This is a genomic window from Streptomyces sp. C (genome assembly GCF_000158895.1).
Taxonomy (GTDB): Bacteria; Actinomycetota; Actinomycetes; order Streptomycetales; family Streptomycetaceae; genus Streptomyces; species Streptomyces racemochromogenes.
Genome location: NZ_GG657750.1, coordinates 4,273,628 through 4,288,539, shown reverse-complemented (window position 1 = coordinate 4,288,539; position 14,912 = coordinate 4,273,628). Strand labels below are relative to the sequence as shown.

The following is a 14,912-nucleotide window of genomic DNA, read 5'->3' as shown; positions in this document are numbered from 1 at the left end:
AGAAACGGCACGGTCCATGGTGGAGGGACGGGCGTCTCAGCGATGAGACGAGGGGCCGGGGCTTGGCCGGCCGGGCATCCGGCCCCTCAAGAGTCGAGATCCGGAGCCTGTGCGCGACTACCCGCACGAGAGGGCGATAGAGCAGCCCAGGCAGCCCCCAGACGCGACAGATCGCTACGCGCTCCTCCCGTCTCAGCGTCCCGACGACCGCCTGTGGCCGCTACCCGCACCAGAGGGCGAACAGGGCAGCCCAGGAGGTGCACAGGCGCGACAGATCGCTACGCGCTCCTCTCATCTCGGCGGCCGGCGACCGTCCGGGGCTGGTCAGGGGCGGGTTCGACGTTGGTGACGGCCGTGGGATCGCATACCAGGACCAATTCCTACATCTTTGATACTTTGGAAGGGTGTCTGAGACGACGTACGGAATCGGCGAGGGACCAGCCGCCCGGGTGAGCCTCTCACTCCCCGAGGGGACGGCAGAGGCGATTCGCGCGCGCGTGGGCAAGCGCGAGTTCTCGGCTTTCGTGACGGCGGCCGTGGAGCGTGAGCTGCGCGGGCAGATCCTTGACGAGTACCTGGCCGACTACGAGCAGCGGCGCGGCCCCCTCTCAGCCGAATCCCAGCACGCAGCCCGTCAGGTCTTCGATGAGATCTTCGCGGAGGGCAAGGAATGGCCCGCCGCAAGCTGAGCCGCGAGGGCACTCTCGTTCTGGACTGCGAGGGGCTGTCCAAGCTGCTGAACGACGATGAGCCCGTTGTGTCTCTCATCGCCGAAGCGCGCAGTCGCGGCATGGAAGTCGTGATCAGCGCGTTGACGATCAGCGAGGCAGTGCACGGACGCACCAACAAGACTCGACTGAACTGGATCCTCTCCGGTGTCCGCGTGATCCCGGTCGGAGAAGAGGAAGCCAGGGCTGCTTCCGTCCTGCTGATGGAGGCGGGCCTTCACGGCCACAAGTACGCGATCGATGCGGCTGTGGCGGAGGCCGCCTTGCGACAACCGCGTCCTGTTGCCCTTCTCACCTCTGATGTCGACGACATGACGAAGCTCTGCGGCGATCGCGTGCACATCATCGGTACCTGACAGCCCGCCCGCACGGTCCTCAGCCCCGGACGGTCGCCGGCCGCCGAGATGTGAGGAGCGCGTAGCGATCTGCTGCGCCTGCCGGACACCTGGGCTGCCCTGTTCGCCTTTTGGTGCGGGTAGCGGCCACAGGCGGTCGTCGGACGCTGAGACGGGAGGAGCGCGTAGCGATCTGTCGCGTCTGGGGGCTTCCTGGGCTGCTCTGTTCGCCTTCTCGTGCGGGTAGTCGCGCCCCGGCTCGGAATCTCGTCTCTTGGGGGCCCGGATGCCCGGCGGGCCGGCCCCCGGTCCCTCGCCTCAGCGCTGAGACGCCCGTCCCTGCTCCTCTGGACCGTGCCGTTTCTTTGGGGGTTTCCCGGCAGTCTTTCGGCTTTCCGGTTCGGGTCGGTCGGTCAAGGGTCGCCGAAGGCGATCGCGTAGCGACGCGACGAAGGAGCGCCCTTGAGGGACCGGCCCGAACCGGAAGGACGATGGGACTGACGGGAAACCCCCAACCCTCCCTGAGACCGTCCGAGGGGGTACCGCCCCCCCCGGCCCCCGCCCCGCAGACAAGGGGGCGGGTGGGCAAACACCGCCCAACCCCCGCCCCTCGCGGGGCAGACAGCCGGCCCGAAGCGTCAGCCCCGCAGTGCCCCCGCCAGCTGGGCCAGGAACGCCGATACCGCTGCCGGGCCCGGGAGGACCAGGTCGGCTCGGGCCGCGAGTTCGGGGACTTCCGCCGAGCCGCTGCAGACCAGGAGGCCCGGGAGGCCGTCGGCCCGGCGCTTCTCGACCGCCGAGTACGCCGCGAGGTCGCCCAGGTCGTCGCCCGCGTACAGGACGGCTTCGGCGCCGCGTTCGTTGAGGAACTCGGTCAGTGCGACGCCCTTGTCCATGCCCGGCGGGCGCAGCTCCAGGACGGCGCGGCCCGGCTCGACCATCAGGCCGTGGCGGGCGGCGAGCTCCGCGAGGGGTTCGCGGAGGGCGTCGAAGGCCGCCGCCGGGTCTTCGGCGCGGCGGGTGTGGACGGCGAGGGCCTGGCCCTTCTCCTCGATCCAGGTCCCGCGCCACGCGCCGATGGCGTCGAGGAAGCCCGGCAGCTCGGCCCGTACGGCGGCGACGCCGGGGTGTTCGGCGGGGGCGCGGACGATGCCGGTGACGGCGTCCCAGCGCTCGGCTCCGTAGTGGCCGAGGACGACGAGGTGCTCCAGTCCGGGTATCCCGGCGAAGCCGCCGTGGCGTACGGCGACGCCGGCCGGGCGGCCGGTGACGACGGCGACGGCGTCGACCTGGGGGGCGAGCTCGGCCAGGGCCGGTACGGCGTCCGGGTGGGCGCGGGCCTGGTCGGGGTCGGGGACGATCTCGGCGAGGGTGCCGTCGAAGTCGAGGGCGATGACGGCTCTGCGGGGTGCGCGGAGGAGGGCTTCTAGTCCCTCGCGTCCGGCTGCGGTGGCGGGCACGGGCATCGGCTGCGGATCATGCGGCTGGCTCCCCATACGGACGACCCTACCGGCGTGGCCCGCACGCCGCCCAGGGTTCCCCAGGGCCGCTCTACCGCCGGGCCCGCTGCGCCGCGCGGATGCGGCGGAGGCGGTTGACGGTGCCGGGGGCGTGGGCGAGGGCGCGGGGGTCGTCCATGAGGGCGTTGAGGAGCTGGTAGTAGCTGACCGGGGTGAGGCCGAGGGCCTCGCGTATCGCGCGTTCCTTGGCGCCGGGGCCGGGCCAGCTGTGGCCTTCGTAGGCGAGTACGGCGGCCTCGGCGGGGGTCAGCGGCCCGGGGGTCGCGTCCGCCGCCGCGCCGCCCGTGTCACCCGTGTCACCCGCCTGCCCGCCGTCCGTCATACGGCCAGATTAACGCCGCCCACCGACAGCGCCCCCGGCCGGCCCGACGGGACGGGTCAGCGTTCCCCGTCCGCCTTGCGCGCGGCGACGGCGATCTCCTCCAGGACCTTCGCGGGCTGTCCGCCCGGTGCGACGGTCTTGCCGATGTTCTGCTTGACGTCCTCGCTGACCCCGGCCCAGGACTTCTTGCCGACGGGGTAGAGCCGGGCGCTGGGGAGGGCCGTGAGGAAGGTCCTCAGCTGTGCGGCCGAGCCGCCGGTGCTGCCGGCCATGGCCCGGTAGCCGCTGGTGGTGACGGGCAGGAGGTCGTACTGGTTGGTGAAGGTGGTCACGTTCTTCGCGGAGAAGAGGTGGTCCAGGAACTTCCCGGACTCCTTCTTGTGGCCGTTCTTGAAGGCCATGACCCAGTCGGCGACGCCCATGGTGGAGTGGTCGGTGCCGTCGATGGTGGGCATGGCGACCATGCCGAACTTCACGCCCTTGCCGGCGGCCTGCTTCAGCAGGGTGGGGTGGCCGTTGAGCATGCCGACCTCGCCGCGCGTGAAGGCGTCGAAGGCGGCCTGGCGGTCGAGCTTGGCCGGTTCGACGGGGCCGGTGAGCTGCTGGCCGACCATCTTGTCGCGGAGGAACTCCAGCGACTTGACGTTCTCCGCGGAGTCGATCGAGTACGCCTCCTCGTTGTCGGTGTAGCCGCCGCCGCCCGCGAGCAGCCACATCATCGTCTCGGCCTGGGCCTCTTCGCGGCCGAGGGGCAGTGCGAAGGGGGTGGGGACGTTGGCGGCCTTGAGCTTCTTGGCGGCGGCCTCGATGTCCGCCCAGCTCTTGGGCTGCCAGGGGGTGCTGCCGTCCTTGGGGATGACGCCGGCGTCGCCGAGGAGCTTGGTGTTGTAGAAGAGCAGCCGGGTGCTGGCGACGAACGGCATCCCGTACTGGACCCGCTTGACCTTGCCCGCGTCGGCGAGGGGGGCGAGGAAGTCGGCCTCGGTGGTGACGGAGAGCAGTTCGTCGGCGGTGTAGAGCTTGCCGGCTTCGGCGTAGTCGGCGTAGGCGCCGATCTGGGCGATGTCGGGGGCCTTGCCGGCCTTGACCATCGCGGCGACCTTGGCGTCGACCTCCGACCAGGAGTAGACGCTGACCTCGACGTGGACGCCGGGGTTGTCCTTCTCGAAGGAGGTGGCGAGGTTCTTCCAGTAGCCGGCGGAGGAGTTCTGCGGATTGTCCCCGTAGTCGGCCGCCACGACCCGCAGGGTCACCTCGTTGTCCCCGGTGAGGCCGGACACGGTTCCACAGCCCGCCAGCGTCGCCACGGCCAGGCACAGTGCGGCGCCGGTCGCGGCCGGCCTCAGGTAACGGCCCTTCACAGTTCTTGATCCACCCCAGGTTGTACGTACGATCCGACGTAAGGTCTACACCACTTTGGCGGCTCCTCCACATCCGGAAGGGGGTCCGCCGCGGACTGTTTCCGGACTGTGTCACTTGGGCGGTCCGGATTTGTATGGCCGGTCAACAATCCCCTCCAATGGACTAGACCTTTCCCCGCCGAGCACGCGAGACTGTCTGCTGTGAAACCCGTGAAACACGTCATCGCCCTCGATGTGGGCGGCACCGGGATCAAGGCCGCCCTGATCGGGGCGGACGGGACCCTGCTGCACGAGGCACGCCGCGCCACCGGCCGCGAGCGGGGCCCCGACGCCGTCGTCGAGACGATCCTGGACTTCGCCGCCGAGCTCCTCGACCTCGGCCGGGAACGCTTCGGCACACCCGCCTCGGCCGCCGGCGTCGCCGTCCCCGGCATCGTCGACGCCGAGCGCGGCACCGCCGTGTACGCGGCGAACCTGGGCTGGCGGGACGTACCCATGCGCGACCTGCTCACCGCCCGCCTCGGCGGGATCCCCGTCGCCCTCGGCCACGACGTCCGCACGGGCGGGCTCGCCGAGGGCCGCATCGGCGCGGGCCTCGGCGCGGAACGCTTCCTCTTCGTCCCGCTCGGCACCGGCATCGCCGGAGCCATCGGCATCGCCGGCCGCATCGAGGCCGGCGCCCACGGCTACGCGGGCGAGATCGGGCACATCGTGGTCCGCCCCGGCGGCCCCGCCTGCGGCTGTGGCCAGCACGGCTGCCTGGAGACCCTCGCCTCCGCCTCCGCCGTCAGCCGCGCCTGGGCCACCGCGTCCGGCGACCCCGACGCCGACGCCGCCGACTGCGCCAAGGCCGTCGAGTCCGGCGACGCGGCCGCCCGCGAGGTCTGGCTGGCCGCCATCGGCGCCCTCGCCGACGGCCTGGTCACCGCGATCACCCTGCTGGACCCGAGCACGCTGATCATCGGTGGCGGGCTCGCCGAGGCGGGGGAAACCTTGTTCACACCACTGAGGGCGGCCGTCGAGGAGCGCGTGACGTTCCAGCGGCTGCCCGAGATCGTTCCGGCTGCCCTCGGGGACACCGCCGGATGCCTGGGCGCAGGGCTGCTCGCCTGGGACCTACTCGCCACGGAGGTACCTGCCTGATGTCCGGAAGCGCACAGAGCACCGTTCTCTCCGGCGCGAGGGTGGTGCTGCCCACCGGGATCGTGGCGGGCGGCCGCGTCATCGTCGAGGGCGCCCGTGTCGCGGGCAGCGCCCCCGAGGACGCCGCGGTCGTCGACCTGTCCGGGCACTGGGTCGTCCCCGGCTTCGTGGACATGCACAACCACGGCGGCGGCGGCGCCTCCTTCACCTCCGGCACCGCCGAGGAGGTCCTCACGGGCGTACGCACCCACCGCGAGCACGGCACCACCACCCTCGTCGCCTCCACCGTCACCGGCGACCTGGACGAACTGGCCCGCCGGGCCGGGCTGCTCGCCGAACTCACCCAGCAGGGCGAGATCGCCGGCATCCACTTCGAGGGCCCCTTCATCAACCCCTGCCGCAAGGGCGCCCACAAGGCCGACCTGCTGCGCGACCCCGACCCGGCCGAGGTCCGCAAGCTCGTCGACGCCGCGCACGGCGCCGCCCGCATGGTCACCCTCGCCACCGAACTCCCCGGCGGCCTGGACTCCGTACGGCTGCTGGCCGAGCACGGGGTCATCGCCGCGATCGGCCACACCGACTCCACGTACGACCAGACCCGCCAGGCCATCGACGCCGGCGCGACCGTCGCCACCCACCTGTACAACGCCATGCCCGGCCTGGAGCACCGCGCTCCCGGCCCGATCGCGGCGCTGCTGGAGGACGAGCGGGTCACCGTCGAGCTGATCAACGACGGCACCCACCTGCACCCGGCGATGCTGGAGCTGGCCTTCCACCACGCGGGCGCGCACCGCGTCGCGCTGATCACCGACGCCATGGACGCGGCCGGATTCGGCGACGGCACCTACCACCTCGGCCCGCTGGAGGTGGAGGTCAAGGACGGTGTCGCCCGGCTCGTCGAGGGCGGTTCCATCGCGGGCTCGACGCTGACCCTGGACACCGCGTTCAAGCGGTCGGTGACGGTGGACCGGCTGCCCGTCGAGTCCGTGGTGCAGGCGATCTCTGCCAACCCGGCCAAGCTGCTCGGCCTCTACGACGAGGTCGGCTCGCTGGAGCCCGGCAAGTACGCCGACCTGGTGGTCCTCGACGCCGCGTTCGACGTCAAGGGCGTCATGCGGCGCGGCGAATGGATCGTCAGCCCGCTGGACTGAACCGGCCTTTCATACGACGCAAAGGGGGCGGCCCGCCCACGGGACTGGGATGGCCGCCCTCGATTTGGCATGATCCCGGCACACACCAAGACCGGGGCTGGCCATGATCCTCACCGTGACGCTCAACACCGCGCTCGACGTCACCCACCGGGTGCCGCGCATGCTGCCGCACACCTCCCACCGGGTCACCGGTGTCACCGAACGCGCCGGCGGCAAGGGCCTGAACGTGGCCCGGGTGCTCGGCGCGCTCGGCGAGGAGGTCACGGCGACGGGCTTCGCCGGCGGCCCCACCGGGCAGACCGTACGCGAACTCCTCGCCGGCGCACCCGGGGTGACCGACGCCCTCGTCCCCTGCGCGGGCACCACCCGGCGCACCCTGGCCGTCGTCGACGAGAGCACGGGCGACACCACCCAGTTCAACGAGCCCGGCCCGCTGATCTCCGCGGCCGAATGGGCCGCCTTCCTGGAGCGGTACGCCGAACTCCTCACCGGCGCCCGCGCGGTGGCCCTGTGCGGCAGCCTGCCCCCGGGCGTGCCGGTCGGCGCGTACGCGGCCCTCGTGCGGGCGGCCCGCGCGGCCGGGCTGCCCGTGCTGCTCGACACCAGCGGCGAGGCCCTGCGCCGCGGGGTCGCCGCCCGGCCGGACATCATCAAGCCGAACGCGGCCGAACTGGCGGAACTGACCGGCGCCCGCGACCCGTTCCCCGCGACCCGTGACGCCCGCCGCCGCGGCGCCCAGGCGGTGGTGACCTCCCTGGGCCCCGCCGGGCTGCTCGCCGCCACCCCCGACGGCACCTGGGAGGCGGCCCCGCCCCGCCCGCTGCGCGGGAACCCCACCGGTGCGGGCGACTCCGCCGTCGCGGGCCTGCTCTCCGCCCTGACCCGGGGTCTGGACTGGCCCGAGCGCCTGGTCCGTGCGGTGGCCCTCTCCGCGGCCACCGTGCACGCCCCGACGGCGGGGGACTTCGACCCGCGCACGTACGAGGAGATCGCCCCGCAGATCAGGGCCGTGCCGGTCCCGGCCCCGTAGGCGCGCGGAAACGACCGAGGGGGAGACGCACCCGGTGCGTCTCCCCCTCGCGGTGTCCGTCGCGCTGTCCCTCGCGCTGTCCGTCGCCGGCCGGCCGTCAGCCCCTGGCCCAGCCGGAGGTGAGGCGCAGCTGATCGAATATGGCGTCGCACTGGTTGCCGGCCTCACACGAGATCTTCATCGTGTTCGTGCCCTTCTTGAGGGTCACGAAGGCGTAGGTCCGGGTCCAGCCCTTGTCCCAGGCGCCCGCCTCGGCCTTGGAGAAGTTGGCCAGGTTCAGGGACTGCGTGGGCGTCTGCCCGTTGACCGTCAGCGTGACCTTCGCGTCCTTGCCCGGCACCGCGTAGTTGACGTTCAGCGTGTAGTCGCCGGCTTCGGGCAGCTCGGCCGTCCAGGTCAGGGCGGCGCCCGTCTGGTTGAAGTTGCCGACGTACTGGCCGCCCGCGCTCTTGGACCCGGCGACGCTGGTCTGCAGCGTCGCCCCGCCGGTGAGGGCCATGCCGGCGCCGGCGGCCTCGCCCTTGGGCAGCGGGGCCTTGGAGGGCTCCGGGGAAGCACTCGCATCGGGCTCGGACTTCTTCGACGGCTGCGCCGCCTGGGTCGGGCCGGTCGCCTGGTTCTTCGCGTCCTTGTCCTTGTCCTTGCCGAAGACCACGGCCGCGCCGATGCCGATGCCGACGGCCGCCACCACCGCGACCGCCGCGATCAGCAGGCCCCGGCGGCTGGAGCCGCCGCCGCGGCCGCCGCGACGGGGCGGCGCGGGCCGGCCGTGCGCGGTCTGCGCGGACGGCTGCTGCGGGACGCCGTAGCCGCCCGCCTGGAGGGCTTCGGGGGCCTGGTACTGGGCCTGGTAGGCCTGCGGGGGCTGCTGCTGCGGGACGGCGCCGCGCTGGCCGCCGTACGTCCGCTCGCCGACCGTGCGCACCTGGTTGTACGAGGTCCGGGGGACGCCGGGCTGCGCGCCGGGCGGTCCGCCGGCCGTCGGGCCGGGGTAGCCGTATCCGCCGCCCTGACCGGGCGGGGTGGCTCCGGCGGCCTGGCCGTCCGCGTAGAGGTAGCCGAACGGGTCATCGTCCCCGGGCTGGTTGGCCCCACCGTGCGGGCCGTTGTTCGCGGGCGTCGTCATCGCAGGTCACTCCTTTCGACCCACGGGAGCCTACCCCGAACACGTGCGCACACGGGCGGCCCTCGGACTCAGCCGGCCCGCCGGTGCGCCTTGGAACGGGACCTCTTCTCGATGTACATCCGCTGGTCGGCGGAGCGCAGCACCTCGTCCGCGGACATCCCGCAGCTGGCCCAGCCGATGCCGAAACTCGCGCCCACGCGGACCGCGCGGCCGTCGACGCGGATCGGCGGGATGATCGCGTTGCGCAGTCGTACGGCGAGGTCGGCGGCGTCGGCGGCGCCCAGGCCGTCGGCGAGGACGACGAACTCGTCACCACCCAGCCGGGCGACCGTGTCACCGTCCCTGACGCAGGTCGTCAGGCGGCGGGCGACCTCGATGAGGACGGCGTCGCCGGTGTGGTGCCCGAACCGGTCGTTGATCGACTTGAAGCCGTCGAGGTCGCAGAAGAGGACGGCGAGCCCCTTCGTGCCGTCGTCGACGTCGGTGGCGGGCGCCACGGTGTGCACGTGGTGGTCGTACGGACCGTCCGGGCCGGCCGGGAAGGCACCGGGGAAGGCGCCGGGGAAGTCGAAGGCGTCGGCCGCCTGCCCGGCGGCGGTGGCGGCGGGGAAGCCGCCGTCGTAGGCGTGGTACTGCCCGGGGTGCTGCCCCTCGGGTGGAAAGCCGTGCTCGCCGGCACCACCGGCCTCGGGGCGGCCCTCGTACGCCGCGTCCAGCGCCTCGACCGCGCCGGCCCGTACGGACTGGGGGCGGCGACAGAGGCGGGCGCCGAGCCGGGAGCGCAGTTCGGCGCTGTTGGGGAGGCCGGTGAGGGAGTCGTGGCTGGCGCGGTGCGCGAGCTGGAGCTCGTGCCGCTTGCGCTCCTCGATGTCCTCGACGTGGGTGAGGAGGAAGCGGGGGCCGTCGGCGGCGTCGGCGACGACGGAGTTGCGCAGCGAGACCCACACGTACGTGCCGTCGCGCCGCCCGAGGCGCAGCTCGGCGCGGCCGCCCTCGGCGGAGGTGCGCAGCAGGGTGCCGATGTCCTCGGGGTGGACGAGGTCGGAGAAGGAGTAGCGGCGCAGCACGGAGGCGGGCCGGCTCAGCAGGCGGCACAGGGCGTCGTTGGTGCGCAGCAGCCGGCCGTGCTGGTCGCCGCCCATCTCGGCGATGGCCATGCCGCTGGGCGCGTACTCGAAGGCCTGCCGGAACGACTCTTCACTCGCCCGCAGCGCCTGCTGCTCGCGCTCCAGCCGGACGAGGGCCCGCTGCATGTTCGCGCGCAGCCTCGCGTTGCTGATCGCAATGGCGGCCTGGAAGGCGTACATCTGGAGCGCTTCGCGCCCCCAGGCGCCGGGACGGCGGCCGTTGCGCGGTCTGTCCACCGAAATGACACCCAGAAGTTCCCCGCCGGTCGCATACATGGGGGCGTAGAGCCGGTCCTCGGGGTGCCACTCGTCCTGGAAGCGCGGATCGGGCCCGTCGGTGTGCCACTGGGGGACGTCGTCCTCCATCAGGACCCAGCCCTCGGTGTGCGGGATGAAGCGCAGGCCGTCCCAGTCCTCGCCCATGGTCAGCCGGCGTTCCCAGGCGGGGCGGGAGCCGACGCGGCCGGTGATCAGGGCCTCGGCGGCGGGGTCACCTGCGAAGGCGGCCACGACGAGGTCGCCGTCGGGGCGTACGAGGTTGACGCAGGCGAGTTCGTAGCCGAGGCCCCTGACGATGCCGTCCACGACGGTCTGCAGGGTGTCCGCCAGGCTCCGGGCCGTGTTGAGCTCGGCCACCACCTGGTGCAGCTGCCGCAGGGTCGCAAGACGGACGTACGGCTCCGACTCGGTCTCCATTGCTCGCTCTCCCCGAGACCTCGACAGCAACTCCAGGTTTGTCATCGGCGTTTCGTTGCGGTGTCCCGTCCACTGAATCACAGTGAGCTGTGCGGCAGGTACACAGGGTCAACAAATCTTGCCCTCTGTGACTCAAGTCACATGAGATGAAGAAGGGCCGCGCCGAGAGAGGTGTACGGAGTGGGAGCGCTCCCCCTCCTTCCCGGAAGCAAACGATACGCCCGGCCTAGGCCGCGGGGCGGGGACACGGCTCGGACCAGGGGCCGATGTGCGCCGCACGGGGGCGGGACTAGCGTTCGGTACGTGCCCAAGACGACCCCCGTACACCCGGCCCCCGTGCTCACCACCCCCCATCCTGAGGGGGTGAGCAACGACGAGTTCCGGGCCGCCATGTCCCGGCTGGCGGCGGGCGTGTGCCTGATCACCGCGCACGAGCCGCCCCTGACCGCCGACGGCCCGCGCGGAGAGGACGTCGGCATGACCGCCACCGCGTTCATGTCGGTCTCCCTGGACCCGCCGCTCGTCCTGGTCAGCGTGCGCGAGGGGTCCCGGATGGACGACCTGCTCGCCGAGCAGCCGCTGTGGGCGGTCTCCCTCCTCGCGGACAACCAGCTCCAGGTGGCCGGCCGGTTCTCGATGAAGGGCCGGATCAGCGACCGGCTGCTGTTCGAGGGACTGCCGTGCCTACGCGGCGCCCTGTCCGGCGCACCCCTGCTGACCGGCTCGCTCGCCACCCTGGAGTGCCGCACCGAGTCCCGCGTCACCGCGGGCGACCACACCCTCGTCATCGGCCGCGTCCTCGGCGCCGGCCTGCCGGTCCCGGACGCGCCGCCGCTGACGTACTTCCGCGGCCGCTACCGCCACCTGGCGCCGTAGGGGGCGTCCGCGACCCGGGCCCGGGGGGCTACCAGTCGCGCGAGCTGCGGTTCCGCTTGGTCTCGCCGCGGGCCTTCTTCTCCCGCAGGCGCCGCTCGTTGATGCCGCGGGGGATCTTCGTCGCCCGGCGCGGCTTCGGCGGCGGGGCCGTGGCCTCCGCCAGCAGCGAGGCCAGCCGGACCAGCGCCATCTCCCGGTTGCGGAACTGCGAGCGGTGCTCGGAGGCCCGTACCGTCACCACCCCGTCCACCAGGCGCGACGCGAGCCGTTCCAGCGCCCGCTCCTTCCACACGTCCGGCAGCGCCTTGGTCGCCGCCAGGTCGAACAGCAGCTCCACGCGCGAGTCCGAGGTGTTGACGTGCTGCCCGCCCGGCCCGGAGGAACGCGAGAACCGCCAGGCGAGCTCCGCCTCGGGGAGCACGACGGAACCGCGGATGACATGGGGACCAGGCATGGCCCTATGATCGGCCCCCGCCCGCGCCGCCGTCACCCGCATTTCCGCGTCCTGGAACCTCCGCGCCCCCTCGCCGCGTTATGAAGGGCAGCGGTAACTTGACCCCACATCGCGGTCAAGCGTCGAGGAAGGACACCAGTCAAAATGGCAGTAAGCCTGTCCAAGGGCGGCAACGTCTCGCTCTCGAAGGAGGCCCCGGGCCTCAGCGCCGTCACGGTCGGCCTCGGCTGGGACGTGCGCACGACGACCGGTGTCGACTTCGACCTCGACGCCTCGGCCATCGCGGTCAACGCGACGGGCAAGGTCGTCTCCGACGGCCACTTCGTCTTCTTCAACAACAAGTCCACCCCGGACCAGACCATCGTCCACACCGGCGACAACCGCACGGGTGCGGGCGCGGGCGACGACGAGGCCATCAACGTCAACCTCGCGGGCCTGCCCGCCGACGTCGACAAGATCGTCTTCCCGGTCTCGATCTACGACGCCGAGAACCGCAGCCAGAACTTCGGCCAGGTCCGCAACGCCTACATCCGCGTCGTGAACCAGGCCGGCGGCGCCGAGATCGCCCGCTACGACCTCTCCGAGGACGCGGCCACCGAGACCGCCATGGTCTTCGGCGAGCTCTACCGCAACGGCGCCGAGTGGAAGTTCCGCGCCGTCGGCCAGGGCTACGCCTCCGGCCTCGTCGGCATCGCCCAGGACTTCGGCGTCAACGTCTGACCCGTGTCCCACCGGGCCGAAGCCCCCTGCCCGGCCACGCCGGGAGGGGGCTTCGCCACGTCACCGACGCCGCCACGTCGCCGACGCCGCCGCGCACCGCCCGGGGGGCCTACACCTTGGGGCGCCCCTCCCCGTACAGCCACACGTCCCACACCTTCTTCAGGTCGTGGCCCGTGCGCCGCTCCGCGTACGCCGTGAAGTCCGCGGTGCTCGCGTTCCCGTACCGGTGGTCGGCGACCCAGCCGCGCACCAGGTCGAAGAACTTCTCGTCCCCCACCTCCTGCCGGATCCGGTGCAGGACCATCGCACCCCGGTAGTACACGGGCGCGTCCGAGACGTGTTCGGCGCCGGGCGGCGCGGCGGGCGGGAACGCCGCCCAGTCCCCGCCGGCCTGGTCGTCGACCGAGGCGTCACCCGCCAGGAACGCCTCGAAACGCCGCTGCGCGCTCACCCCGCCGTGGTCCTCGGACCACAACCACTCGGCGTACGTGGCGAAGCCCTCGTTGAGCCACATGTCCTTCCAGGTCTTCGGCGAGACCGAGTTCCCGAACCACTGGTGGGCCAGCTCGTGCAGCACGAGCTCCTCGTCGGGCGCGCCCGAGTAGACGGGCTTGGTCTGCGTCTCCAGCGCGTACGCGAGGGTCCGCGCCGGCATCACGATCGAACCGGCGGTGCCGAAGGGGTACGGGCCGAACTTCCCGCTGCCCCACTCCACGATCTCCGGCAGCCGCTTCAGCGCCGCCTCGCTGCCCGCCGCCTCGCCGGGAGCGACCGCGTCGTACACCGCGACCCCCGACGGGGTCCGCCCCGCGGTCACCTTGAACTTTCCGACGGCCACGGTCGCCAGGTAGCTCGCCATCGGCTCCGGGCTGTGCCACGCGAACTCGGTCCGGCCGTCCCCCACCTCCCGGCGGGAGCGCAGCTGCCCGTTGGACACGGCCTCGTAGCCGTCCGGGACGGTGACCGTCACGTCGTACGCGGCCTTGTCGCTCGGGTGGTGGTTGCCCGGGAACCAGCCCATCGACCCGACCGGCTCGCCGACGGCGACCGCACCGTCGTCGGTGGTGATCCAGCCCTCGTGCGACCCGTCGGGATCGACGACCGGCTTCGGCCGCCCGGTGTAGTCCACCGTCGTACGGAAGACCTCGCCCTTCTTCAGGTCCCTGGCCGGGCGCACCGTCAGCTCGTTGCCCGTCCGGTTGAACCGCGCCGCCGCGCCCTGCACGTCCACGCCCTCGACCTTCAGCCCGCTCAGGTCGAGGTTGAAGGAGCTGAGCCCCTGCTCGGCGCGGGCGGTGATGACGGCCGTGCCGTGCAGCCGCCCGTCGGCGGGATCGTAGGCGAGGTCCAGCCCGTAGTGCTCGACCTGGTAGCCGCCGTTGCCCGCCCGCGGGAAGAACGGGTCCCGCAGCCCGGACGCACCGGGCCGCCCCTGCACCGTCGCACCCGTACATCCCGTCGCGAGGACGAGCAGGGCGGTGACGGCGGGGACGGCCAGGCGCTTGAGTTCCACGCCCCGATCCTAAGGAGCGGAGCCGGAACTCACTTCTGCAGGGACTCCACGCCGGCCTTGGCGAACTTCTCGTCCAGGTCGCCGCTCGGGGCGCCGGCCACGCCGATGCCGGCGACCGGGGCGCCGTTCGCCTGCACGGGGGCGCCGCCGCCGAGGAAGAGCGTGCCGGGGATGTCCTTCAGGTTCGGGGCCTGCGCGAGGCGGCCCACGAGGACCGAGGTCGGGGCGTTCCAGGACACGGCGGTGAAGGCCTTGCGCTGCGCCGACTCGTAGGACTGCGGGCCCGCACCGTCGCCGCGGAGGGTGACGATCGTGTTGCCGTTGCGGTCGACGACGGCCACGGTGACCTTCTGGTTCTCCTTCTCCGCGGCCTCCAGCGCGGCCTGCGCGGCGCGGGTGGCGGCACCGATGGTGAGGTGCGTGGAGGTGGTGAAGTTCTTGTCCGAGTCCTTCTTGGCCGGCGCGGCGGGGGTGGCGCTGGCGCTGACGGCGCCGAAGGTCCCGGCGCCGAGGACGACGGCGAGGGCGGTACCGGTGAGGACGCGGGTGCGGGTGTTCATGTCAGCTCCTGGTGGGTCGTCGGCTTGGCTCCCTCCAAGACTCGCCCCGCCACCCGCCCCGACCCGTCCCCGTACCGGCTCGCCCCGCGGACCGCACCGGTTGACGCGGGGGTCATCCGATCGGCCGATGCGGCGGGGCTGGCCGCCCGTTTGGCTGGACGGGACCGCTGCGCGGGGCGGTCCCCCACCCGCCCTTCCACCGTTCTCGGGGTATATATATATATATATATATATATATATATATATATAT

General features: G+C 72.5%; 15 protein-coding genes. 7 read left to right on the top strand and 8 right to left on the bottom strand.

What is annotated here, in order from left to right; translation table 11 throughout:
- The first annotated feature begins 404 nt into the window (after positions 1–404).
- Together SSNG_RS19270 and SSNG_RS19265 are read left to right on the top strand one after the other, a co-directional pair.
- Entirely contained in the window at positions 405–689 is a 285-nt protein-coding gene (locus tag SSNG_RS19270; protein ID WP_007265548.1) for a hypothetical protein, read from the top strand.
- Complete coding sequence (locus SSNG_RS19265) at positions 671–1,084, top strand: DNA-binding protein (RefSeq protein ID WP_042801383.1); 414 nt, start codon at positions 671–673, stop codon at positions 1,082–1,084. The genes SSNG_RS19270 and SSNG_RS19265 overlap by 19 nt, the downstream gene beginning before the upstream one ends.
- Before the next feature lie 617 nt (positions 1,085–1,701).
- Here SSNG_RS19265 and otsB read toward each other — a convergent pair.
- From otsB to SSNG_RS19250, 3 genes are read right to left on the bottom strand one after another with little or no spacing between them, the layout of a single operon-like run.
- Entirely contained in the window at positions 1,702–2,559 is an 858-nt protein-coding gene (otsB, locus tag SSNG_RS19260; protein ID WP_007265546.1) for a trehalose-phosphatase, read from the bottom strand.
- 55 nt (positions 2,560–2,614) lie between these two features.
- On the bottom strand, positions 2,615–2,905 hold the full coding sequence (locus tag SSNG_RS19255) for a DUF3263 domain-containing protein (protein WP_007265545.1): 291 nt from the start codon (positions 2,903–2,905) through the stop codon (positions 2,615–2,617).
- 56 nt (positions 2,906–2,961) lie between these two features.
- Positions 2,962–4,266, bottom strand: coding sequence for an extracellular solute-binding protein (locus SSNG_RS19250; protein WP_042801381.1), 1,305 nt, complete (start codon positions 4,264–4,266; stop codon positions 2,962–2,964).
- Between the two features lie 210 nt (positions 4,267–4,476).
- Between SSNG_RS19250 and SSNG_RS19245 the strand changes: the two genes are divergently transcribed.
- From SSNG_RS19245 to SSNG_RS19235, 3 genes are all read left to right on the top strand, one after another.
- Positions 4,477–5,409 carry an ROK family protein gene (locus SSNG_RS19245; protein ID WP_042801379.1) on the top strand — a complete coding sequence of 311 codons (933 nt, stop codon included), beginning with the start codon at positions 4,477–4,479 and terminating at the stop codon, positions 5,407–5,409.
- Positions 5,409–6,560: an N-acetylglucosamine-6-phosphate deacetylase gene (nagA, locus tag SSNG_RS19240; protein ID WP_007265542.1), complete on the top strand. Its 1,152-nt coding sequence runs from the start codon at positions 5,409–5,411 to the stop codon at positions 6,558–6,560. The genes SSNG_RS19245 and nagA overlap by 1 nt, the downstream gene beginning before the upstream one ends.
- 103 nt (positions 6,561–6,663) lie before the next feature.
- Positions 6,664–7,590 carry a 1-phosphofructokinase family hexose kinase gene (locus SSNG_RS19235; protein WP_007265541.1) on the top strand — a complete coding sequence of 309 codons (927 nt, stop codon included), beginning with the start codon at positions 6,664–6,666 and terminating at the stop codon, positions 7,588–7,590.
- Between the two features lie 97 nt (positions 7,591–7,687).
- Here SSNG_RS19235 and SSNG_RS19230 read toward each other — a convergent pair whose 3' ends face one another.
- Together SSNG_RS19230 and cdgB are read right to left on the bottom strand one after the other, a co-directional pair.
- The gene (locus tag SSNG_RS19230) at positions 7,688–8,716 is read right to left on the bottom strand and encodes a CBM35 domain-containing protein (protein ID WP_007265540.1); all 1,029 of its coding nucleotides are present in this window, start codon (positions 8,714–8,716) and stop codon (positions 7,688–7,690) included.
- 68 nt (positions 8,717–8,784) lie between these two features.
- Positions 8,785–10,539 (bottom strand): diguanylate cyclase CdgB, encoded by a 1,755-nt coding sequence (gene cdgB, locus SSNG_RS19225; RefSeq protein ID WP_007265539.1) that lies wholly within the window; start codon positions 10,537–10,539, stop codon positions 8,785–8,787.
- Positions 10,540–10,842: 303 nt separating this feature from the next.
- Here cdgB and SSNG_RS19220 point away from each other — a divergent pair, with 303 nt between their 5' ends.
- A complete protein-coding gene (locus tag SSNG_RS19220; RefSeq protein ID WP_007265538.1) occupies positions 10,843–11,415 on the top strand; it encodes a flavin reductase family protein in 573 nt (190 codons plus the stop codon).
- A gap of 28 nt (positions 11,416–11,443) precedes the next feature.
- Here SSNG_RS19220 and arfB read toward each other — a convergent pair whose 3' ends face one another.
- Positions 11,444–11,869, bottom strand: a complete 426-nt coding sequence (gene arfB, locus SSNG_RS19215; RefSeq protein WP_007265537.1) for an alternative ribosome rescue aminoacyl-tRNA hydrolase ArfB — start codon at positions 11,867–11,869, stop codon at positions 11,444–11,446.
- 144 nt (positions 11,870–12,013) lie between these two features.
- On the opposite strand from arfB, the gene SSNG_RS19210 reads away from it, so the two are divergent.
- The gene (locus tag SSNG_RS19210) at positions 12,014–12,589 is read left to right on the top strand and encodes a TerD family protein (RefSeq protein ID WP_007265536.1); all 576 of its coding nucleotides are present in this window, start codon (positions 12,014–12,016) and stop codon (positions 12,587–12,589) included.
- Between the two features lie 109 nt (positions 12,590–12,698).
- On the opposite strand, the gene SSNG_RS19205 is transcribed toward SSNG_RS19210, so the two are convergent.
- The gene (locus SSNG_RS19205; RefSeq protein ID WP_007265535.1) at positions 12,699–14,102 is read right to left on the bottom strand and encodes a M1 family metallopeptidase; all 1,404 of its coding nucleotides are present in this window, start codon (positions 14,100–14,102) and stop codon (positions 12,699–12,701) included.
- A 29-nt stretch (positions 14,103–14,131) separates the two neighbouring features.
- Complete coding sequence (locus SSNG_RS19200) at positions 14,132–14,662, bottom strand: heme-binding protein (protein ID WP_007265534.1); 531 nt, start codon at positions 14,660–14,662, stop codon at positions 14,132–14,134.
- Positions 14,663–14,912 lie beyond the last annotated feature (250 nt).

What these genes read in the sequence shown, in the direction of transcription:
- otsB (WP_007265546.1), bottom strand. Translation starts at nt 2,559, where the DNA reads ATGGGGAGCCAGCCGCATGATCCGCAGCCGATGCCCGTGCCCGCCACC.
- arfB (WP_007265537.1), bottom strand. Translation starts at nt 11,869, where the DNA reads ATGCCTGGTCCCCATGTCATCCGCGGTTCCGTCGTGCTCCCCGAGGCG.
- SSNG_RS19200 (WP_007265534.1), bottom strand. Translation starts at nt 14,662, where the DNA reads ATGAACACCCGCACCCGCGTCCTCACCGGTACCGCCCTCGCCGTCGTC.
- SSNG_RS19210 (WP_007265536.1), top strand. Translation starts at nt 12,014, where the DNA reads ATGGCAGTAAGCCTGTCCAAGGGCGGCAACGTCTCGCTCTCGAAGGAG.
- SSNG_RS19235 (WP_007265541.1), top strand. Translation starts at nt 6,664, where the DNA reads ATGATCCTCACCGTGACGCTCAACACCGCGCTCGACGTCACCCACCGG.
- SSNG_RS19265 (WP_042801383.1), top strand. Translation starts at nt 671, where the DNA reads ATGGCCCGCCGCAAGCTGAGCCGCGAGGGCACTCTCGTTCTGGACTGC.
- nagA (WP_007265542.1), top strand. Translation starts at nt 5,409, where the DNA reads ATGTCCGGAAGCGCACAGAGCACCGTTCTCTCCGGCGCGAGGGTGGTG.
- cdgB (WP_007265539.1), bottom strand. Translation starts at nt 10,539, where the DNA reads ATGGAGACCGAGTCGGAGCCGTACGTCCGTCTTGCGACCCTGCGGCAG.
- SSNG_RS19255 (WP_007265545.1), bottom strand. Translation starts at nt 2,905, where the DNA reads ATGACGGACGGCGGGCAGGCGGGTGACACGGGTGACACGGGCGGCGCG.
- SSNG_RS19230 (WP_007265540.1), bottom strand. Translation starts at nt 8,716, where the DNA reads ATGACGACGCCCGCGAACAACGGCCCGCACGGTGGGGCCAACCAGCCC.